At 63.6% G+C, this 20,591-nt stretch carries 23 protein-coding genes; 11 read left to right on the forward strand and 12 right to left on the reverse strand.

All coding sequences use genetic code 11. The annotated features are described in order from the left end of the window. Nucleotides 1-25: 25 nt before the first annotated feature. Together BMX37_RS17155 and BMX37_RS17160 are read right to left on the reverse strand one after the other, a co-directional pair. A complete protein-coding gene (locus BMX37_RS17155) occupies nt 26-1,141 on the reverse strand; it encodes an NADH:flavin oxidoreductase/NADH oxidase (RefSeq protein ID WP_093667009.1) in 1,116 nt (371 codons plus the stop codon). Between the two features lie 43 nt (nt 1,142-1,184). Next, entirely contained in the window at nt 1,185-1,694 is a 510-nt protein-coding gene (locus tag BMX37_RS17160) for an SRPBCC family protein (RefSeq protein WP_093667064.1), read from the reverse strand. 99 nt (nt 1,695-1,793) lie between these two features. Here BMX37_RS17160 and BMX37_RS17165 point away from each other — a divergent pair, with 99 nt between their 5' ends. Then, nucleotides 1,794-2,714 (forward strand): LysR family transcriptional regulator, encoded by a 921-nt coding sequence (locus tag BMX37_RS17165; RefSeq protein WP_093667010.1) that lies wholly within the window; start codon nt 1,794-1,796, stop codon nt 2,712-2,714. A gap of 336 nt (nt 2,715-3,050) precedes the next feature. Here the strand turns inward: BMX37_RS17165 and BMX37_RS18930 are convergent, their stop codons facing one another. Next, complete coding sequence (locus BMX37_RS18930) at nt 3,051-3,227, reverse strand: hypothetical protein (RefSeq protein WP_170842053.1); 177 nt, start codon at nt 3,225-3,227, stop codon at nt 3,051-3,053. Nucleotides 3,228-3,311: 84 nt separating this feature from the next. After that, nucleotides 3,312-3,725, reverse strand: coding sequence for an NUDIX hydrolase (locus tag BMX37_RS17175; RefSeq protein WP_093667012.1), 414 nt, complete (start codon nt 3,723-3,725; stop codon nt 3,312-3,314). 212 nt (nt 3,726-3,937) lie between these two features. On the opposite strand from BMX37_RS17175, the gene BMX37_RS17180 reads away from it, so the two are divergent. Both BMX37_RS17180 and BMX37_RS17185 read left to right on the forward strand, forming a co-directional pair. Then, complete coding sequence (locus tag BMX37_RS17180) at nt 3,938-4,954, forward strand: hypothetical protein (RefSeq protein WP_170842054.1); 1,017 nt, start codon at nt 3,938-3,940, stop codon at nt 4,952-4,954. A 98-nt stretch (nt 4,955-5,052) separates the two neighbouring features. After that, on the forward strand, nt 5,053-5,595 hold the full coding sequence (locus tag BMX37_RS17185) for a GNAT family N-acetyltransferase (protein WP_093667014.1): 543 nt from the start codon (nt 5,053-5,055) through the stop codon (nt 5,593-5,595). 71 nt (nt 5,596-5,666) lie between these two features. On the opposite strand, the gene BMX37_RS17190 is transcribed toward BMX37_RS17185, so the two are convergent. Next, nucleotides 5,667-6,626, reverse strand: coding sequence for a GlxA family transcriptional regulator (locus tag BMX37_RS17190; protein ID WP_244501663.1), 960 nt, complete (start codon nt 6,624-6,626; stop codon nt 5,667-5,669). A gap of 40 nt (nt 6,627-6,666) precedes the next feature. Then, entirely contained in the window at nt 6,667-7,818 is a 1,152-nt protein-coding gene (locus BMX37_RS17195; RefSeq protein WP_093667016.1) for a DJ-1/PfpI family protein, read from the reverse strand. Nucleotides 7,819-8,309: 491 nt separating this feature from the next. Here BMX37_RS17195 and BMX37_RS17200 point away from each other — a divergent pair, with 491 nt between their 5' ends. Beyond that, on the forward strand, nt 8,310-9,353 hold the full coding sequence (locus tag BMX37_RS17200; RefSeq protein ID WP_170842055.1) for a DUF1176 domain-containing protein: 1,044 nt from the start codon (nt 8,310-8,312) through the stop codon (nt 9,351-9,353). A 120-nt stretch (nt 9,354-9,473) separates the two neighbouring features. Here BMX37_RS17200 and BMX37_RS17205 read toward each other — a convergent pair whose 3' ends face one another. Then, the gene (locus BMX37_RS17205; RefSeq protein WP_139198142.1) at nt 9,474-10,073 is read right to left on the reverse strand and encodes a hypothetical protein; all 600 of its coding nucleotides are present in this window, start codon (nt 10,071-10,073) and stop codon (nt 9,474-9,476) included. Between the two features lie 352 nt (nt 10,074-10,425). On the opposite strand from BMX37_RS17205, the gene BMX37_RS17210 reads away from it, so the two are divergent. Continuing rightward, nucleotides 10,426-10,869: a hypothetical protein gene (locus BMX37_RS17210; protein ID WP_139198143.1), complete on the forward strand. Its 444-nt coding sequence runs from the start codon at nt 10,426-10,428 to the stop codon at nt 10,867-10,869. Nucleotides 10,870-10,901: 32 nt separating this feature from the next. Here the strand turns inward: BMX37_RS17210 and BMX37_RS18585 are convergent, their stop codons facing one another. Together BMX37_RS18585 and BMX37_RS17220 are read right to left on the reverse strand one after the other, a co-directional pair. Continuing rightward, nucleotides 10,902-11,492: a hypothetical protein gene (locus BMX37_RS18585; RefSeq protein WP_139198144.1), complete on the reverse strand. Its 591-nt coding sequence runs from the start codon at nt 11,490-11,492 to the stop codon at nt 10,902-10,904. A gap of 224 nt (nt 11,493-11,716) precedes the next feature. Beyond that, nucleotides 11,717-12,508: a hypothetical protein gene (locus tag BMX37_RS17220; protein ID WP_212611488.1), complete on the reverse strand. Its 792-nt coding sequence runs from the start codon at nt 12,506-12,508 to the stop codon at nt 11,717-11,719. A 92-nt stretch (nt 12,509-12,600) separates the two neighbouring features. Here BMX37_RS17220 and BMX37_RS17225 point away from each other — a divergent pair, with 92 nt between their 5' ends. The 3 genes from BMX37_RS17225 to BMX37_RS17235 all read left to right on the forward strand — a co-directional run bounded on the left by BMX37_RS17225 (nt 12,601) and on the right by BMX37_RS17235 (nt 14,605). Continuing rightward, nucleotides 12,601-13,578: a DUF4424 family protein gene (locus BMX37_RS17225; protein WP_170842056.1), complete on the forward strand. Its 978-nt coding sequence runs from the start codon at nt 12,601-12,603 to the stop codon at nt 13,576-13,578. Between the two features lie 66 nt (nt 13,579-13,644). Then, nucleotides 13,645-14,262 (forward strand): hypothetical protein, encoded by a 618-nt coding sequence (locus BMX37_RS17230; RefSeq protein WP_093667021.1) that lies wholly within the window; start codon nt 13,645-13,647, stop codon nt 14,260-14,262. Nucleotides 14,263-14,377: 115 nt separating this feature from the next. After that, complete coding sequence (locus tag BMX37_RS17235; RefSeq protein ID WP_093667022.1) at nt 14,378-14,605, forward strand: hypothetical protein; 228 nt, start codon at nt 14,378-14,380, stop codon at nt 14,603-14,605. Between the two features lie 531 nt (nt 14,606-15,136). Here the strand turns inward: BMX37_RS17235 and BMX37_RS17240 are convergent. The 3 genes from BMX37_RS17240 to BMX37_RS17250 form a co-directional block, all read right to left on the reverse strand. Continuing rightward, nucleotides 15,137-16,096, reverse strand: coding sequence for a hypothetical protein (locus BMX37_RS17240; RefSeq protein WP_093667023.1), 960 nt, complete (start codon nt 16,094-16,096; stop codon nt 15,137-15,139). A gap of 501 nt (nt 16,097-16,597) precedes the next feature. After that, entirely contained in the window at nt 16,598-16,900 is a 303-nt protein-coding gene (locus BMX37_RS17245; RefSeq protein WP_093667024.1) for a transcriptional regulator, read from the reverse strand. Continuing rightward, a complete protein-coding gene (locus BMX37_RS17250) occupies nt 16,890-17,342 on the reverse strand; it encodes a hypothetical protein (RefSeq protein ID WP_139198146.1) in 453 nt (150 codons plus the stop codon). The genes BMX37_RS17245 and BMX37_RS17250 overlap by 11 nt, the downstream gene beginning before the upstream one ends. Nucleotides 17,343-17,455: 113 nt before the next feature. Between BMX37_RS17250 and BMX37_RS19045 the strand changes: the two genes are divergently transcribed. The 3 genes from BMX37_RS19045 to BMX37_RS17265 all read left to right on the forward strand — a co-directional run bounded on the left by BMX37_RS19045 (nt 17,456) and on the right by BMX37_RS17265 (nt 20,448). Further along, complete coding sequence (locus BMX37_RS19045; RefSeq protein WP_212611489.1) at nt 17,456-18,214, forward strand: CPBP family intramembrane glutamic endopeptidase; 759 nt, start codon at nt 17,456-17,458, stop codon at nt 18,212-18,214. A 220-nt stretch (nt 18,215-18,434) separates the two neighbouring features. Next, entirely contained in the window at nt 18,435-18,638 is a 204-nt protein-coding gene (locus BMX37_RS17260) for a hypothetical protein (protein ID WP_170842057.1), read from the forward strand. 28 nt (nt 18,639-18,666) lie between these two features. Next, on the forward strand, nt 18,667-20,448 hold the full coding sequence (locus BMX37_RS17265) for a sensor domain-containing phosphodiesterase (RefSeq protein WP_093667026.1): 1,782 nt from the start codon (nt 18,667-18,669) through the stop codon (nt 20,446-20,448). Nucleotides 20,449-20,591: the final 143 nt, after the last annotated feature.

Raw genomic sequence — 20,591 nt, forward strand, 5'->3', positions numbered from 1 at the left:
GATCGATTTCGATAACCCACGCAGCTTATTGCGCTGCGGCCTTGCCGATGCCGCGATACCGCTCCAGCCAATAGGCATAGGGAGCGGGAAGCACCCATGACGGCCGATCCTCTTCCAGCGCCAGCGCGGCGACATAGGGGTAGTGCGGATCGGCGAGGTGGGCGCGCGCGACCATCACGAGGTCGAGCTGGCCGTCCGCGACCGCCGCGTCCGCGACCCGGGGATCGTCGATGCACCAGCCGGTCGCGACCGGGAGGCCGGTCTCCTGCCGCACCCGCGTAGCATAGGGCGCCATGAAGCCCTCCGCCCAAGGCGTTCTGCCCTCGATGGTCGAGAAGCCGATGCTGACGTTGAGCATGTCGAGCCCGCGCTCGCGGAACGCCTTCACGAGCGCGATCGAGTCCTCCAGCGTCTCCTCGTCGCGGCCGTCGAACTCGATCACGCCGAAGCGGGCGGTAAGCGGCAGGTGCTCGGGCCACACCGCGCGCACCGCCTCCAAAGTCTCGGTGAGGAAGCGTCCACGACCCTGCCAGTCGCCGCCATAGGCGTCCGTTCGCTTGTTGGCGTGAACCGAGAAGAAGCTCTGCGCGAGGTAGCCGTGCGCGAAATGCAGTTCCAGCCACTCGAAGCCGGCCGCGAGTGCCCGCTTGGCGGCGGACACGAAGTCGGCCTTGACCCGCTCGATGTCCGCCAGCGTCATCTCGCGCGGGGTTCGCGACAGGCCACCACCGAATGCGATCGGCGACGGCGAGATCGTCTCCCAGCCGTTCGGATCGCCCGCCGGAATATGATCGTCGCCTTCCCACGGTCGGTTGGCGCTCGCCTTGCGCCCGGCATGGCCGATCTGAATACCGGGCACCGACCCTTCGGCTTTGATCTCAGCCGCAATCCGCGCCATGCCCTCGATCTGCCCGTCATCCCACAGGCCGGTGCAACCGGGGGTAATGCGGCCATCGGGCGAGACGCCGGTCGCCTCCACGATCACCAGCCCCGCGCCGCCCCGTGCGATCGAGGGGTAATGCACCCAGTGCCAGCGGTTGGTCACGCCATCAACGGCGCTGTACTGGCACATCGGCGGCACCGCGATGCGATTGCGGAGCGTCACGCCCTTGAGCGTGAAGGGCTGGAAGAGAGCGGACATGGCGGTTCCTCGTGATTTTCAGTGCGGTTGGGCGTCGTAGGGCTCAGCCCTTCGCCTTTCGCGCGGCGGAGATGAGACCGTCGAGCCAATCCTGATGGCCGTTAATCATCGGGTTCGGCTTGGTGGTCGCCAGGTCCTTGGCCGGCTGCCCGTTCTGCGTCTCCTGCGTCAGGATGCGGACGCGGCCGTCCGACAGGTCCTCCACCAGCCAGACATGATGCACGTCGAGGCGGGTGTCGCCCTCGCCCGACCAGCCGTGCCAGGCGACGCGACCGGGTTCGTTGCCAGCGGGTGCGACATACTCCACCACCTCGGCATCGACCGGGAAGCCGAAGGTTTCGAAGTAGAAGCGCATGCCGTTGGCCAGCTCGGGGCCGGCCCCTTCGGGCAAGCGGATGTTGGCACTGTTGGCATAATAGTCCGGCCAGCGCGGCGCCTCGGCGAGGAACGGCCAGACCTCCGCGGCGGACAGCCCCGCGACGATGACCTCGTTGGAAGCGAAATTGTCGGTGAAACCGGGAACATAGCCTTCAGGCCAATGGATCGAGTTCATGTCGGACCTGCTTTGTTGCGTCGGCATGCTGCCGCTTCCCAACATATGGCCATCGTGCCATGATAACGCCAATAAGCCTCAACTATCGGGCGTATCAGCGTGCGTGATATCAGGACGATTGATCTCAACCTGCTTCGTGCGCTTGATGCGCTGCTCGACGAGCGACACGTCAGCAAGGCAGCCCATCGACTCGGCGTTACCCAGCCGGCGGTCAGCGGCATGCTTACACGGCTGCGCGAGAGCTTCGACGACCCGCTCTTCGTGCGCGGGCAGCGCGGCGTACAGCCAACGTTGCGGGCGCTGGCACTGGCGGCGCCGGTCAAGCACATCCTGGCGGAGGTCGAGGCGCTGCTGCGGCCGGCTGCCTTCGATCCGGCGACGGCAGCCTTCACGCTGACGATTGCGGCCACCGACTATGCACTGCAAGCCGTGGTGGTGCCGTTCGTCACCGCGCTGCGCCGTCAGGCGCCCGGCATCCGGGTGGCGACGCGGCCGGTCGACAATGCCCTCGTGGCCCGACAGCTCGAGCGCGGCGAACTCGACCTCGCCCTCATGACGCCGGACACCGCCCCGCTCGATCTCCACGCGCGCCGGCTGTTCGACGAAACCTACGTTTGTGCGCTCCGTGTCGGGCACCCGGATGCGGCCGGTGACGCCCTGTCGCTTGATCGCTTCTGCTTGCTCGATCACGCGCTCGTGTCCTTCTCGGGCGGCGCATTCCACGGCGTCACCGATGAGGTGCTCGCCGGATTGCACCGGGAGCGGCGTGTGGCGCTATCTTTCCACAGTTTCCTGGCGCTTGCGGAGGTGCTGCGCACGACCGACCTGATCGCAGTGGTCCCGCGCCGCCTCGCGGCCGGTGCGGACGGATTGGCGCTCGTCGAGCCTCCCGTCTCCGTGCCGGGCTTCACCAAGCTCGCCGTCTGGCATGGCCGGACGCACAATGATGACGGGCAGCGCTGGGCTCGGACACTCCTGTTCGAAACGTGCGAAGCGGTCCGAGCCTTCAGCGGTGAGTAGCTGCATCTGCGAAATCTAGATTGGGAACGGCCAACGCGACGGTGCACCCGTCCCGATATCGATGATTGATCGGGAAAGGCGCTACGTCACGGCGGCGAGGCTCCGGGCACGCTCAATGTCCTTGGGGCGGCCAAAAGCGGTGAGCCTGGCCTGTAGCTCCATCCTCTCGGGGACGAAGACGACGGCACCTTCGACCTCGACGCTTTGTCGCGTCGCCGGTCGCACCGGCAACCATGCTTCACCTGATCGACGTTGGAAGTCTGCCATAAACTCGACCGGCAACGTGGTCGCGGTTCAAGTGCCGAAGATGCTCGACCGGAACGCCGCGTGCGGCGATCATGGCCGAAGCTCAATGCCGATCGCCGGCAGGATGCGTCGTGCGTCGGCAACGCTCAACAGCACATCCACGTCGGCGACATGGCCGGGATCAGCCCCATGGAGGGCAACGGCTGCGCTGGCGATGATCCACCAAGGATCATGCGCTTCTGCCATCACGTTGCCGATCGCCTTCAACGACGCTGAGAGGACCGGATTGAATATCATCGGTCTCTTATAGCGCCGGCCGTCCCGCCAACGATCGTTGATCGGAAACGCGGATCAGAGCGCGCGAGATAGGGGGAGGATGTGGTCACGGGTTAAAGGGGCGAGGGGCAGCGCCGTTGCTGCAACATGATCGACCCAGACGGCCTCCTCGATCTCTGATCGCGTAGCGGGGGCGTGCCGCATCCGCACATGGAAGATTTCAGCCTCAACGGTATGGCCGGGCTCGTTCGCTGCGGGTGCGGAGTAGCGGCCGAGATGCCGCGCATCATCGTCAGCGGCCAGCACCAGCCCTATTTCCTCCCTCAGCTCGCGACGCAGGGCACCTACAGGGCTCTCACCATCCTCGATCTTGCCACCGGCCTGCATAAACCATTCGGTTCCTGTCTTGCGTACCAACAGCAAGCGTCCGGCACCGTCATCTATCAGGGCGGCAGCTATTCGAATGGTGCAGGGGGCCTCGTCGCTCATGAACCCATGCTAGTGGGTGCGCCTCGCCGCTCAACCGCCTTCCCGGTTTCGATCGGGAAAAGAGAACGGCAGAGACGTTCTCAAATCTGGTCAGAAAGGCTATTCCGAGAAGATGGTGACCCTGGTGATCGCTCGCAAAGCCAGCGTATAAGCACGGGTGACGCTGCGCCAGACCAGCATCCGGTCGTTCGCGCGGGCGAACGGGGATTACTATGGTAGCCCAGACCAGTAACGGCGTTGGTCGCCGACATGTCGCCGCAAGCATCACACCCGCCATCATCGTCGCGCTTGCTGGAATGGCGGTACGGACGCCGTTGACGAATGCCTATCCGTTTGCAGCGCTATTGCTGTTCCTGTGGGTGGTCGCGGACACGCTGATGCTGTCGTTGATCGCCCGATCAGAAGGAAAGCCGCCATGGAGCGCCGTGCTGGGCGTGCTGGCCGGCGCCAGCTTCACCGTTTGGCTTGGTTCGCCATCGGCGATGCGGGAAGCGCTATTGGAGACTCCAGCGCTGGTAGTGACGATGGCGGCCGTCGTTCTGGGTCATGTCGCCTGGGCCACGTCCCGAGCGCGCCAGGCGGTGGGCAAGAAAGGCATCGACCAGAAGCAGCGATGGGTGTCGGCCGCATCCGAGATATTCCCGCCGGCCCTGGTCCGCTTGGCCGTGGCGGAGATGACGGTGATCCACATGGCGCTGTTTCGCTGGGGCGGACCGGCAGACGTGCCGGCCAACGCCCGCGCTTTCGCCTACCACAGGCACCTGACGCCGATGTGCGCGACGCTGCTGATCCTGTCGGCGATCGAGATCGCCGTTTACCATCTGCTGGTCGGACACTGGAGCCGCACCGCCACGCTGGTCATGTTCGTCCTGAGCGACGTGGGGTTCGTATATCTGGTCGGCCTCATCAAGTCGTTCAGGTTCAGGCCGGTGCTGTTGACACCCGAGGGTGTGCGCGTGCGGGCCGGCTTCCTGATCGACCAGCTCGTGCCGCTCGATGCGATCGTTGCCATAGAAGGCGGCTTCACTGGCGAGGAGGTACGCGATCCCGCGACCCTCAATGCGGCGCTGCTTGCCTGGCCCAACATTATGCTGCGGTTGGATCGCCCTGTGCCTCGTCGCTCACTTCTGAAAAGGCGAGAGCCCTTCGTTCGTGTTGCGTTCCGCCTGGATGATCCGGAGCCTTTCACCCGTCTCCTTGCCTGGCGGCTAGATCACCGCTCAAGCTAATCAGCCTTTTCGCGAACGGCACGCGAAACGGGCGAGGCTCGCCTTGTTCGGTCCCTTGATCGGCGTCATGCTGATCCGTCTTTGAGAAGGGGGAGTGGATGTCTACGGTCAACTACCGCCCGGCAACGGCTAGAGATGCGTCGTTACTCGGCGCGCTGCACGTCACGTCATGGCATGAAACCTATTCCGGGTTGCTTCCTCAAGACATGCTGGACGGTTTGTCGGCTGAAAGCCGGACTGCGATGTGGGCTACGGTTCTCGACGCCCCCACCAACTCGAATGGAACACGGGTGTATGTAGCGGAAGGCGCGGCCGGGATCGTGGGTTTCGGGGCATGTGGCGGCCAACGAGACGATGTGATGCGCGAGAGTGGCTTCACCGGTGAGATCGGCGCGATTTATATCCTTCGCTCGCAACAAGGTGCTGGCGTGGGGCGAGCGCTCATGAGCCTGATAGCGCGCGATCTAGTGGAGCGGCCGATACCAAGCGCTAGCCTTTGGGTGCTGCGCGAAAATGTGAGAGCACGGGGCTTCTATGACGGCTTGGGGGGCGCGATCATCACTGAGAAGGAAGTCGCGGAAGGCGATACGACCTTGCACGAGGTGGCATATGGTTGGCCGGACCTCGCGCACCTGATCTGACCGAAGGGCCATCCCATTAGGATGGTGTTTCGAGAAGCTCGTTCGACGATCCCGTAAGACCGTGCCTCCACTCAGTAACGAGAGAAGCGGGCTCGATGGGTTGCCGGATTGGTGCCGAGCTGGCGCTGGAACGCACGACGCAGCTTCTGCTCATCGCCATAGCCAGATTGAACGGCGATGCTCTTCAAGGGAAGGCCGGTTTCTTCGAGAGCCCGGCACGCAGCCTCTAACCGCATCCGCTCGACCGTCTTGGCGGGCGTACAGCCGACTTTCGCCGCGTAGCTGCGGGCGAACGTGCGCGGCGCCATGCCCGCGCGTGCCGCCAGGCGGGGGACGGTCAGGTCCGATCCGAGGTTCGCGGCCATCCAGGCGTGGAGCTCGACGAAGCCGTGATCCCTCGTCTGGGCGGCAAGCGGAACACTGAACTGCGACTGCCCTCCCGCTCGCTTCATGAAAACGACCATCTGTCGTGCCGCATCGATCGCGATGCGGGGGCCGTAATCCTCCTCGATCAGCGCCAGCGTGAGGTCGATGCCGGAGCTGACGCCTGCGGACGTCCATAGCGTGTCGTCGCGAACGAAGATGCTGTCGGCATCGACCTCCAACGCGGGGTGCCGGGCCTTCAGCTTGTCGAGCCATGCCCAATGCGTTGCCACCCTGCGCCCATCGAGCTGGCCCGCAGCCGCGAGCAGGAAGGCACCCGTACACACCGAACAGAGTCTCCGCACCGAGCCGGCTCGCGCGACGATGAAGTCCCGCAAGGCTGGTTCAACCTCATACTCCTCGCCCCAGCAGCCACCCGGCGCGATGAGCGTGTCGATCGGCACGTCGGCGAGCGCCGACACCGGGACCGTGACGAGGGGGAGGCCCGAGCTGGTGACGACAGTGCCACCGCTGCCAGAGGCCACGATCGTCTCGTATTTTGCGGGATCGCCGGTCCGGACACTGCGGTTGGCAGTGGTGAGCGCCTGCAACGGTCCTGCGAGGTCGAGCAGGTTCATCCCATCATAGGCGAGCAGCACGACGCGCACGGGCCGTTTTGCCGGTCCTGCCGGCCTGTCGATTGCTCCATCAGCCATTGAAGCCGGGGTACTCGAAGTCGAGCGCGACACCATAGGCCGTCTGCCGGCCGTAAGACCGTGCGATGTCCGTCAGCACGCGGTCGAGCGCCAAACCGGGTCTGCCGGTGGGAACCGCCACCTGGCGGTCGAGGGATCGTGCGTCGGTACGCTCAGGAAGTACGCGCAGCCCGTGCAGAGTCTCGACCGGTTCCTGATTGGTACCGAGCGCATAGGCGTGGGCGCGATTGCTCCGCGTGTAGGCGTCTGCCGTAAGTGCCAGGGCGACCTCGTCCACGCCCGCGTCGACCGGAATGCCCAAGGCTTGAGGCTTGTGGAACCAGCCGTTGAGATACTGGGTGGTGGCGAACGCGGACAGGTTGCGGCCGAGCTTGGGATGAAAGCGCCGGCTGTCATGGTTCGGGCTCCAATCGGGCGTGCCGATCTCGGCCGCGACCGTGGCGGCGCGTTCACGCCCGGCGATCGCCTCCACCAGTGCAAGCGAGGTCGGGATGGCGGCGCTGATCCCGGCGCTGGAGACGATGGTCCCGTCGGCGACATAGCGTCGATCATCGACCCAACGGATGTTGGGGTAGTGCTTGCGACGGTAGCCCGCCGTCGCCCAGTGCGCCGTGGCGCGGTGTCCGTCCATCATACCGCTGCCGGCGACCACCAGCGCGCCGTCGCAGATGCTGACTAGCGTACTTCCTTTCGCCGCCTGCTCCCTGATCCAGGCGAGCAAGGCAGGATCATCGCGCCGAACCACTGCCGGCACCACCACATAGTCGGCACCCTCGGGATAGCGTGCATCGAAATCGGCGACCGAGCCCTGCGGCTGGAGACGCAGCGCGGGCCGCATCGTCATCGGCCCTGCCTTAGTCGCGATAGGCACGACCTCGCCGACGTCGGCCTGGCGCAGGATACCATAAGGAATGACATAGTCGGTCAGCTCGGTGCCGCTGTTCTCCCCGACGATTGCTATGACCGGCCGCGTTCTGCCGAAGCGGGCATGGTAGGGCGTGATGCGTTCGTCGCCCGCTTTTGCAGCGATGCTCTGCTGTTGCGGCGCGGCAGACGTGCGACCGGTAGCGACCGAGCCGCAACCGACGATGAGGCTCGCTGCGGAAAGCATAATGATGCGGGCACGGGCGCTGCGAAGGGTCATGGTGGAAAGTTCCGAACGAGAGTTGCCACTCGCTTCTCGATCGAAACCCGCTCAGCTCAAATGCCGGCCTTCTATCATTCTCTGCCATTACAGTGTTTCCCAGAAACGAACCAACGGCGGGAAAGCGGCGTCGCGGGCGGTGCTGGCTACCGTCTGAGAGTGCCGCTTTCCCGAAATCCGTTCCCGATTGCGTTTTCCCGAAACAGGCGAATGGAGATGAAGAAAGGGGAAAGTCGCAGCCGCCTTAGATGAGGGTCTCCCAGACCCACGCGAGCGCCGGCTGCGACCCGCAGTCGGCCATTCAACGCAGCCAGACCGCTTCCCAGAAGCGGACGCCCGTTCATCGCGCACGGAAACAACCTCGCGCTAGTCGCGGCAGGCGAGCTGAAAGGCGTGGGTCGCCCAACGCGGTTGCAGCTTGATGCATTGTCGGTAGTTAGCACGCGCAATCGATCAGCAGGGATAAGACGGCAAACAGGATGGTGTCAGAAGTGACTAGCGCCGTGCTGCTCGCTTTCGGGATGACCGCAGGTCTCAGCGGATCACTGAGCGTCGAGCCTATCCAGTCTTATGACAGCTATCAAAGCTGGTTCGTTGCATGTGACAATACGCTAACATGTGTCGCCAAAGGGTTCGATGATGGAAGTGGTGGCGCGGAGATCCGGATTGAGCGCCATGCCGGCGCAGATGGCGAGCTTGTGGCGTCGATCAGCAGCAACGAGCGGTTTACGCCATCGGATATCAGGATCGACGGTAAGCCGGCCGGATTGGGAGGAGCGGCTTGGGAATACACCAGTTCGTCGGACGGAAGTTCGATCACCAGCAGCGATTTCACCGCAATCCGCGCATTGATACGGAAATTGCGCAACGCGACGCACGTGACGATGGGTAGTGAAGAGGCTATACCCCTGGCCGGGTTCAGCGCGGCGATGCTGCGCCTCGAAGATCGCCAGGGCAGGATCGATGGCGTCACCGCGCTGCTCAAATCCGGCTCTCGACCGGCGTCGTCTGTTCCAGCCGCCCCGCCGCTGCCGCACATTCCCAGCCATCCAATCAACGCGCGCTTCAGGCCAGGTGAGGAGACGAAGCTTATCGCGCTTGTTCGTGCCGATCAGAAGGCATTGTTCGCCAAAGAGGAATGCCAGGACACACAGCAGACACCTGAAGCATTCGCGCTTGATCAGGCTCAGGCGCTTGTTCTGGTCCCCTGCATCATGGGCGCCTACCAGGGATCATCGCTTGCCTTTATCGCACGACGGGGCAGCGGCCGAGCCCAGCGGCTGATCGCGCCCATGCCCTATCTCGGCAACGATCGAGATCGCGCCAATGCCGACTATTTCACCGAAGGCAGCTTCGATCCCGCGACCGGCACATTGAGCATGGCTGCAAAAGGACGGGGGCTTGCAGATTGTGGTGTCGCCGCGAGCTGGATTTGGAACGGTAAGGCGTTCAACTTGTCGGCGATGTCACTCCAACAAACATGTGGCGGGAGTGAACCAGGCGATTGGCCAGTGCTTTTCAGGTCCACGCAATAATGTGAGCGGAAAAAAAAGCCGGACCAAGCTCCGCCGTTCAGAGGAACTCGACCGCTTCCGAGTATCAGCGTTTGGCTCGGGCTCTGACGTCGGCTCGGACTGGCTGCTATCGGACGTCCCTCAATTGCCGCGATCGAGCAGCTCGAACTGATCGTTGCTGTCGACTGACCAAGTGGCGGCCTCCGGTCGGCGATACTCGCATCCGATCAACAGCTTTCCAGCCAGCCGCCCTTCCGGAGCTGCATAGGCAACCAAGTGCCGCGTCTCGGTCAGTTCACGTTCGTCGGGAATGTAGTCATTGCCGCTGGGCGTGATGCCCTGCGCGCGTTCAACGGCAGCCCGATCGGCGATTGGCAGTAGCGCCAACACCCGCCCGGGCTGGAGCACGATTGAGGTTGTCTGCCGGCCAAACGCCAAAACCGGGGCCGTGAGGGCGAACAGGTTGTACGTCGGAGCGCCGTGATATTCGCTGGCGCGGGCGAAAGCAGCGGGATCGGCCTTTGCGAGGGCAGCGGGAACACCCGCCAGTTCGCCATCCGTCAGCTTGCAGGCAAGCGCTCGGTGCAACAGCGCCTCGGCGCCGGCCGCGCGCGCTGGAAGCGTGGTCAACATCGAGACGACAAGCGAGGCGAGGACGCACAGCTGGCGGGCGCCCCACAGGGCCTTGACGTCCCCGCCGTCACCGGTCCGACCACTTCGTCCTGAAATCATGGCGTACACCCCTTGTGATTGACCTTGTCGGCCTAGAGAAGCTGCCGGCTGCGAAACGTCGTCAGCCCTCCAGCCGCCGCAGCAACGCGTAGGTATGCCACACATGATCGTTGGGAATAGGTTAGGTCGACGCGCAATGCGCGATTGCCCGGGGCATTGTCATTCCCGACGTTTAATCCTTACTCACTGAATTTGGCCGGTTCGAGTGCTCCGAACTCGAACCAAGGCGGGTTCGCCTTTAAAGCCCCATAGCGCGAGCCTTTGCCGTGAACGCATCGCGCGCGAGAGAGTTGGTGTGCTTCGGAGAGCGGCGGCCGTTTCCGCGGCACACAAGAACACGATCCCGCGTCAGGAGGCCATAATGTTGTTGATCCGCGTGGCGCTCTTCGCCGTTCTTCTCGGCTTCGGTAATTTCGCGGCGGCATCCGTTCACTCGGCGCCAGTCGATCGCGCAATCAGCCCGCTCCTCGCGCTGAGCAACAGCGACGAGGAGTCTACGACGGAGACCGGCTGCACCTCGACCTTTTATGTCGGCAGGCGCGACTACCTCCAGCTTGTTGGCACCGAAGTGATGCTTCGCGACATGCATGGGCTTCACGCCTGCCGGCTTACCAAAGCGGGTACCCAGGCGCTCGAGACCGGGAAGGCCAATGTCGCGTGTTCACAATACCGCCTGCAAGTCCGGACAGTCGGCCAGGCGACGACAAACGCCGCATCGGACAGCAGCAGCACGAACGCGGTCCTCACGATCGATCGCCGCGGCGTGGTGGCAACAATGCGCGGGCGTTGGGGCGTGGCCTGCTGAGCCGGTCGTGCCATCCTCCTGGATGGCATCAGTTACGGATGCCGCTCGTACCGACCGCGCACCGCACCGTTCAGCAGCAGCGCACCATGATCAAGTCGCAGCCGCAGCTGCCGAAAGGCCTTTTGCCCGTCACCGCCCGATCGGGCGTCCAGCAGGACGGCGTCGCCATCGATCCGCCATTTGCCCTGTGCCTCCTGATCGACCGCGCCGTAGCTCATGAGCCAGGCAAAGCTTCCATCCGGGCGGAGCAGCAGCTCCGATCCCGTCTCCATCACGCCCGACAGGTAATAATGACCAGCCAGTCCGCGCCGCGCGCTGGCCTCTGCTTCGGTGACCGTAAGGTCATAGCTTGCGGTGCACTGAAGCTTGCGCATGTCCTGCGGCGACAAGTACAAGTATGACGTAAACGCATCACCCTCCCCGACATCTTTGTGCACGTAGAGTCGGCCGCCGCCCAGCTCGAACGTCATGAACTTGTCATCGGTTCTCACGTCCGTGATCGCGCCCTGATCCGTCGGCGCCCGATACGTCATCGCGGCCAAATCGAAGCTATAGCTTTGCCCGACATCGCCCTTGGCGGATTGGCAGATCTTCCCCTCCCCGCAAGCGCGCGCTTCGACCACCCTGCATTCCAAATCGATCAGTGAAGGTGACGCGGTGGACACTCCGGCACATGCTAGCGATCCGGTGGCCGCAATCACTGATAGAAGCCGTTTTGCCACCCTCCACCCTCTCCACCAAACCATCAAACTGCCGCACGGCATGGACCAAATCCTGTGTAGAGGTAAGGAATGCGGCTGAAGTTGCGCAAGCAGGTGGCCTTGCGCTCAAGCCGCACGAGCTTGTCTCAGCACCACAATGCATCCCGTTCGAGATGCGGCCGCACACATCCGCCATCGGGCAGCGGCAGGGGTTGCCCCTGTCGCCAAAGGCCGAGCCGCTGCTGGATGTTCGGCATCTCGGAATCGATCACCGCCAGTCGATTGCCGTCGCCATAGGTCGTCGCGCTACGGTAGCGTAGCACCTGCGTATAGCGTCCTGGCGCTACGAAGCGGTTCACTGTTACCCAGAAGGCAAACGGTGCGTCGCGGGTCGGCTCCGCCGAGATGACCGCACCCCGAAGGATGCCCTTGACGACGTAGCGGACTTCCTGGTTGTTGTTCCTGCCGGTGACATGCGCATACACGCGCGAAACACGATCCTTTGCACGATCATAGCCGAACAGCAGCGTTGCGGATCGCTGGTCGCCGTTCATGGCGGGTAGGCTGGCGACCTGCACGAGCAGCAGCGTCGCCGCGTCGCTCGGATGTACCAGCAACGCTTTGTCGAGGAAGTGCGGCTCAGAAAACAGGTCCGGGCCGGTTCCCATGACCAGGCTGTCGTTGAGCCCCGCAAGACAGGAGCGGGCCTGGTCGTTGCTGATGCACATCGCAATTCTGCCGTCCTGCGGTTCACCGGACAGCCCCTCCACCTCAGGCCCCTGCGTGGCCGTGAACCGCCATGGCGAGCGGGCTGAAAAAGGCCGGGACAGATCGATGACCGCTATGGTTCGAACCGGTGCCGCCGCAGTGATCGTGACGGGCACGGCCAGTGCAGTGAGGTTCAGCGCCGACAGTCCAAGGCGCAACATCGCTGTCATCTACGTCCCTCTTGATTGTTGCAGAGGCTCCAGACGGATCAGGCCTCGTGGAAAAGGTTGCGATCTGTCCGTCCTGCATGGATGAAAGAGTGATGATCAAGCAGATTGCGCTCGCCTTGGCGGTTGCGGGGCTTCTCATCGGACCCGTGCAAGCCAATGACAGCACCGCCGAGAGAGCGGCGGGCGGCCTGGTCCTCACCCGCACCGACGCGATCGACATGGTGGCGGAAGACCTGTTCGTGTCCGCCACGCTGGTGCGGGTACGCTACGTTTTCCGCAACCGTACGCCGGCCGACATCCGTACCACCGTCGCTTTTCCCATGCCGGACGATGATCTTGCACAGCGTGAATATGGCGATGTGGCCGTCCCCCGCGGCTTTGCGACAGCAGTCGATGGCAGGCCGGTGAGGATGGCGGTCGAGCGCAAGGCGATGGTGAAGGGCCAGGACCATAGCGCGCTGCTTGCTTCGCTCGGCATTCCCGTCACCGGCGACATGGATACGCAGTTGGATCGGCTCGGCCAGGATGGGCGCCGACGGCTGATCGCGGCCGGGCTCGTCACGGCGGAGGACGGCGTCCAAGGCACCGCTGGGCACCTGACGCCGCTTTGGACGGTGAAGGAGACATGGCACTGGGATCAGGTCTTTCCGGCAGGTCAGGACCTGTTTGTGGAGCATCGCTATCAGCCCGGCACAGGCGGGAGTGTCGGTACGGATCTCACCTTGCCGGGCTTCCGTCGAAGTGCGGATGGCAGGGCCTTTGCCGCGCGCTATTGCACGGACGCGACGTTCCTGGCGGGTATCGATCACCTTGCCCGGCTGGCGGGGCCGGACAAAGCAGCGGCCCTGCCCGAGGAACGGGTAAGCTACATCCTCAGGACAGCCGCCAACTGGCGCAAGCCGATCGCGAGCTTCCGGCTGGTAATCGACAAGGGTGCGCCGGAAAACCTCGTGAGCTTCTGCGCGGAGGGCGTGCGCAAGATCTCCCCCACGCGGTTCGAAGTGCGCCGAACGAACTGGCGTCCCGACCGTGACCTGGATGTGCTGATCATACGTCCGCGCGATCGATGACCACGAGGCACGATCCGCAAGACGCTTTCTGCCCGACCGTTACCGATCACAAGGATTTCCCCCCGCATGTACCTCGTCCCCGCTCTACTGCTCGCCCTGACGCTGCAGCCCGCCGGTAAAGCGCCGACGAACCCTGCCGATGTAGCGGAAGTTGACGCCATCGATTGCCGCCTCGACCAGGCGAGCTACATGCAGTTCGCCATGGCAGTCGCGGGCGAGGAGCAGCTTGCCCGCAAACGGCACTGGAAGAAGGTCGCGCCGAGAAACTCGTTCATCGACGAGTACGAATTGCCGCAGCCGATCGTCGTTGCCGGTTCCTACAGCACGCGACATATCGGGTTCACCGGCAACGGTATCCTCGCCATTCTGGACGTTCCCGATCCGGCCATCATCGCGCGCGCGGAGCATGTCGACAATGTGGTGACCGCCCAGCCGGTGATCGACGCCATCGTCGCGACAGGCAAGCGCACGCGCTCTCAAGCGGAGGCGGACATGCCCTTCCGCAAATTCCTGGGCGAGCGGATCATCCAGGACAAGACCGAGCCTGCCCGCGAGGGCGAGGACTTCGGCAGCCACGTTGTCGTAGCGCGCACGATCTCCAACGCCACCACCCATCCGGGCAAGACCTTTTACGGCTGCTCCTACAGGTTCGAAATGCTCGACAAAGACGGCAAACCGCTGTGATGGCGCTCACCTTCGGCTTGACGGCAGGCCATCGAGATCCTTTCACGGCCGAAACAGGGTTTCGGGCCACATTGCAGGCACAGCAAGCGTGAAACGCCAAAGGAGATGGCTTACGGTGTTCGCGCGCCTGGCTCGCGTCACCGCGCTGCTCATTCTAAGCCTCATTCTTGCGACCGTCTGCTCGGCATTGCTCGCTCAGGAAGGCGCACTGGGCTCCTGCTTCGAGGGGAGTTGCGGGTACATCGGCGCCTTCTTCTGCGTGCCTCTCCTGACGATCACGTTCTACATCTTCTTCAAGAAGCTCACGAACCGGTGGCTCGGCCACAAGCCACTTCTACCATAGCCGGATGTACCTTGAGCCTGCCGACACTTACCGCGTGACGGATGGCCCCGGCATTCACGGCTGTGTCTGCTCAGATGGCCGTGCAGGGCCAGGTGGAGGCCCATCCGGGTAGGGGATCAGGTCCCCCGTTCCCCATAGCAGCCACACGAACGCAGCTAGAAGGAGCAACCCGAGCGCGGTCGCTGCGATCAGAGACCAGCGCAGATAACGCCTTGGCAACGCTGATCGCCGGATCCACATCGATCGTTCCTCGAAGCTCAGGACCCAGCTGCGCCGCACGATCTGCCTGTTCTGCCATCGGTGCCGTTGCTCGACAACCGTGATGATCGAAAGATGCGCTAAACGGGCGTTCAACTGAAACTGGGGAACACATCGCACTTCCTGTAAGGTGCGAGCCGACCCATTTCCGGTCGTTCGGGCCGGCCTTTCCGCATCCCAGCTTCGGTCATTTGTTAATCTGACGCAGAGCCACTTTCGAGCACGTTCTTCGGCATTGCGACGGGCATGGTATGGTGGCCGGCGGCCATGACGCTACATCCGACCAAGAGCCTCGACAGCATCTCCAACCTGCCAACTATACCAAACGCCATCATTGATGAGGTTGAGCATGTCGCCCCTGCCGGCGAGCAGCGCCGGTCGCTCCCAGATGAAGTGCTCGGCAAGCGACGAGTGCTCGTGGTCTGGCGAAAAACGCTCGATGAGTGGCAACCGCCACGAAGCGAGCATCCTCACCTCTTCACCCTGACCATCGCCACCCAACTCAACCAGCGCAAGCCGCGCGGCGTCGTCTCCGTAACCGCCCGCAAGCAGCGCGTGGCGGCCGTCCGTGGCGATTGCATTCACTCCAGACAGTCCGTTGCGCCACCACCGGACCGGTTGGCCGGGACGTAGGTGAAGCAGCGGAAATTCAGTGTAGGGGCACACCCACGCGCCATCTTCAGTTACCGTCATCGCATAGACGTCCGCCAGGAACCCGGCATCGTCTGGCACTGGCCCGACCGGCAGCGTCGCGCCATCGGCGGCGAAGCAGGCCGCAACTACCGCCGTCCGATCGATAGTTTCGGGGAAGCGGTCCATGTTGCCGAAAATGCCCTCGTCGAACCAACCCACCCAAACACGGTCGGCGAGATCGACACCTACGTATTCAATAGCGTCGCCGAGATGGAGGCGTACGAGCAACGTGCCATCGGACGTGAACAGCCGGCCGTTGGGCTCATCGCGCCCATTCGTGGCGGCAATCAACCAGCGACCATCCGGAAACCCGGCGAGTGCAAGCGAGGGGCTTTCGAGCGGGACCGTCGGGCCATGATGGAGCGTCGTGCCGTCGAACCGCCACAGGCGGGCGATACCACGCGCCGCGACCGACTGCGGCCGCTCCGGCGAGTCAGCCGCAAGCGGCTCAGTCTCCTGCCGCCGCACCCGCGCCCAAGCGCCCGCGAGATCGACATTGGTGCCCAGTAGGCCGAGCGCCCCATCAGGTAGCACTGCCATCGTGACTAGCTGCCAACCAGCGGGCAACGGCGGGAGGTGCACGGGTGAGTGAGGAAGGCTTGTCGCTTGCACGAAGTATGAGTGAGCGCGTTCTGGAGCGGCGGCAAGGGGCAGTCGGGCGGAAGGTTCTTTCCAGCGGTTGCCCGGCTGTACGTCAGGCTGTGGGCGTGAGCGGCCCAGCTGCTCCTCGGTAGGGGCGACCCACATGCGGTCATTCGCGGCCTCTTTTCGCTTCCTCAACTTCGGCCTTTCATTCAGTTCGGCTTGACGGCAGTTTTCGGTGGGTCGGGTCAGTCGGCTATGTATCGTGAGGTGGGTGGATCGCGGACTGGCAGCTATGGGCCAGACTGGCGGCAACGGACATTACAAGTCGTTCCACGCGCTAACACCACTCGCGCATACAAGGCATTCGCGACATTGGGGTGACGGACCGCCAAGCAACCAGAGGGTAGGTACCATTCGGCCTTCTTGACGAAGATTGCTGGGCGGGAAACCGTTTGATCATGCGGTAGGTGATCTGCCCGTTGCAAGTGCCTGGAGCGCAGCTACGTGGCCTTGAAAGGCGGATCGTCCCGCGGCTGTCGCGGCGATCCAGGTCCTCTGGCGGGTGTTAAGCGTCGCCTTACGTAGCTGGACATACCCGCCATCGCTGAGCTGGGCGAGATGCTTGGATAAGACGGAGTCGCTCACGCCCAGGATCTCGCGGGCCGTCGCGAACTCCATCTCGCTGACATCCGCCAGCAGCGCCATGAGTTGAAGCCGTGCCGGCGGGTGGATCAGCGGATCAAGCCGTTCAACGCTCACGACCCGGTTCCTTCAATTCCTGCCGGTACACGCGTTCCCATACGATGCTCACGATTGTGGCTACGACGGCGAGCACGATCCCGATCGCCACGGGCGCCCAGTCCAGGCCGTATCGCTCCTTCAGAAGGATCGCGCTCACCAGAGCGGCGAACGCGATCGCCACGAGCGTGAACGTGATCCGTCTTGTGCGGCCTATGCGATAGCCGTTGACGAAGAACCCATCACGCCGACGGTCCCGCGCGACGGTCATAACGGTGGCGGCCAGACAGACCATGACCACTACCACCGGCCAGGAGCCGGGCAGTGCATAGCCTGCGATCAGACTGCCCAACAGCACTCCGACCGCGGCATGCCGGGCAAGCGACCACCTAGTCCGCGTGGCCAACACGCCGCGCGTCGCCCGCATCATGTCCAGTGTCCGCGCTGCCTCCTGTTCGTCCATGTCCATTTTCCCAACACCACCATCCGTTTTCCAGATAGGCAACTTACGACTTGACGATTTGGAAAACAACTGTCACTTTCCAGCTTGGAAACAAGGTCCAGAGAAGTGCCGTCATGCTGATCTTGGGGTGGATGGCCGTTATGGCTGCGGGTGGTACATGGTGGGTGCGGCGCGATGTTACGGCCTTTGCGCGGTTCGAGGCGCTGTCCAACACGAGCGACCGGCAGCGATTCTACCGTCGATGGCTCGTCGAAAGCTTTGCCGTTCTGGTGGGCGCAAGCGTGATCAGCCTTTGGTTGGCAGACGCGCTGTCACCTTTCAGCGCCTTTCCTCACGCATTCGCGCCCGCGAACCGCGCATTGCAGTCCCGTGGCCACCCGTCCGGCGATCATTGGCTGCCCATGGCCGTGGGTCTGTCGGCGGGGATCGCAATATCGGTCGCAATCCAGTGGCGCCGTCTCAAGGCGGCGCTTTCTCCCCAACCCGGCGCGGATGCCGCGCTGATCCCCCGCAACCGGCGCGAGGCCGCGCTCGCCCTGCTATTAAGCCTCAACGCTGGCTTCAGCGAAGAACTATTCTTCCGCCTGGCGCTGCCGCTGCTTCTTTTCCATGTCACCGGCTCGCTAGCAACCTCGCTGGCTGTGTCGATGCTGTGCTTCGGGCTGGCGCACGCGCACTATGGGTGGAAGGGCGTTCTCGCCACCATGGCCGCCGGTGCGTTGCTGACGTTCTACTATCTCCACCATCGATCGTTACTGCGAGTCATGATTGCGCATGCGGTGATCGACGTGCTGGCCTTCTTCATTCGGCCGGCGATCGCCGACTGGATCATCGCGCGCAAACCGCCGCGATGGGCTTTCCTGGCGGCGTGAAACGGCTGCGCTGGTGTCGCAGCGGAAAACCGGTCCTGAGCGACCGACTTTGGGCGTGATCGGCTCGGCCGATCTTGGCTGCCCCGACCCACAATGCGACACTCAGGACTTGTTCGAGGCTCCTCAACTTCGGCGATCCCGTCATGTTCGCTGAACGGATATCCTCTTCCGCCTGGAAAGCGATGAGTGGCGCCAGCCGACGGAGCTGCTCCGCGATATCATGGAAGATGTCGCTGATCCACCGCTCGTGCGGATGCGGAGGCTCGTCCATGCCTTCATTCATTCCGAGTGCGAGGAGGCGCCCGTGCGCGTCGCCCTGAACGATGCCGCTCCGCTCTACCGCGACGCGCCCCAGTCCGCCGACCGTCAACAACCCTGGGAGACGGCTTCGATCCTCATTTGGAAGCACTTGTTAACACTCTGATGGCAATGCTCCTGATGGGAGCATCCGTTTGCAAAAATATCAGGAAGAAGCCAGACTCGCAGCCTTGTGCCAGCTCAAGCTGCTGGATACCCCGGCGAGCGAGAGCTTCGACCGCATCACGCGCATGGCAAGCCAGATCTTCAACCTGCCAATCGCCGCCGTCTCCCTGACCGACCGTGATCGACAGTGGTTCAAGTCGCGGGTTGGCATCGACCATTGCAGCATCCCGCGAGAGAAGGCGCCTTGCGCCCAGGTGGCGGAGACCACTGAGCCGCTCGTCATCGAGGACTTCGCCATCAGTCCCTGTTACGCCGACAGCCTGCTGGCCCGCGCGGGTACGCGCTTCTACGCCGGCGCGCCGCTGGTCACCAGCGACGGCTATGGTCTGGGTTCCTTGTGCGTCCTCGGAACAGAGCCACGTCAGGTAACTCAGTCAGAAATCGCGGCTCTGACCGACCTTGCTGCCATGGTGATGGCGCAGATCGAGCTGCAGCATGCCTTTGGACGTATCGATCCGGTCAGCGGCCTGGCGACCCAAACGCAGTTCCGCGACGACCTCCTGGACCTCGCCCGCGATCACCCAAGCGAGCGGCGGTTTGCCGTCGTCGTCGATCTCGCGCGCGATGACGAACTGAGCCAGTTCCGCCAAGCAATGGGTGGTGCGCGGGTCGACGACATGATCCGGGAAGCGTCACTGGCGTTGCAGACAGCGCTGCAACCTGCGCGGACGGCCTATCAGGTCGGTGCGGCGCAGTTGGCCTTTCTGTCACCGCCCAACGTTGAGCAGGATGCTTACCTGAGCCTCCTGCGCTCGACCTTTGGCGCCATCCGTGCGGTCTCGTCGGTCCGGTTCGTAACCAGCGTCGCTATCGGCGTTCGCCCTTTCACCTTGGGCGATGTGTCGGCCGACGACGTTCTGCGGGGTGCCTGTAGCGCCGCACAGGACGCCCGGCGAGAGGACGGCGCCATCGCAGTCTTCTCCGCTGCCAACGACATGGCTCATCGGCGTCGCTACCGCCTGCTACAGGATTTCGGGGCGGCTCTGGAGGCCGACGACCAGCTCCGGCTCGTTTACCAGCCCCGCCTGGATCTGGCGACGGGTCGCTGCACCAGCGTGGAGGCCCTGCTCCGCTGGCGCCATCCGAACCTGGGCGACGTCTCCCCTGGCGAATTCATCCCGATCGTCGAGCGAACGTCGCTGGCGCGTGCGACCACCCAGTGGGTTCTCGACGCAGCGCTCGACGAGCTTGCCGAGTGGCAACGATCGGGTTCCTCGCTCAACCTGTCGATCAACATCTCGGCCACCAACTTCGGCGAGGCCGACCTTGTCGAGCGCATTCAGCTGGGCCTGTTACAGCGTCGCCTACGCCCCGAGCGGCTTGAAATCGAGCTGACCGAGAGCGCGATTATGGATCAGCCGGATCGGGCGCTGGTCATGTTGCACCAGCTCGCGGAGACCGGTGTGTGCCTGGCGATCGACGATTTCGGAACCGGGCAGAGTAGCCTCGCGTACCTGCAACGGTTGCCCGCTCATGTGGTAAAGATCGATCAGGCGTTCGTGCGCAGCCTTTTGTCTGGCGATAGCAGCGACGCAGTGCTGGTCGAAACCATGGTGGATCTGGCTCACAAGCTGGGCTTCCGCGTAGTCGCCGAGGGCATTGAAACGCAGCAAGCCGCAGCACTGCTGGCACGGATGGGCTGCGAGGAAGGTCAGGGTTATCTGTTCTCGCGCCCACTGGAATCCGCAGCACTGGTCGCGTGGCTAGCGGAGCAGGATGCCGCGTCGGCAGCATCTATCAAGGCTGCGTAGCCCTTCATCGTTGCCGCATGACGTTGCAGGTTCGAAGAGCCAAGTTCGCCTGTGGTAGAAAAGGCTCCCAAAAAGAGCCGGCACTGTCGAGCGGCGGCTTCACTCGGCGCGCCTGGTATGATCACGGCATTTATAAAGCTGGC

Origin of the sequence: Sphingomonas gellani (genome assembly GCF_900110035.1) — a bacterium.
In the GTDB taxonomy this organism is placed as follows: Bacteria; Pseudomonadota; Alphaproteobacteria; order Sphingomonadales; family Sphingomonadaceae; genus Sphingomonas; species Sphingomonas gellani.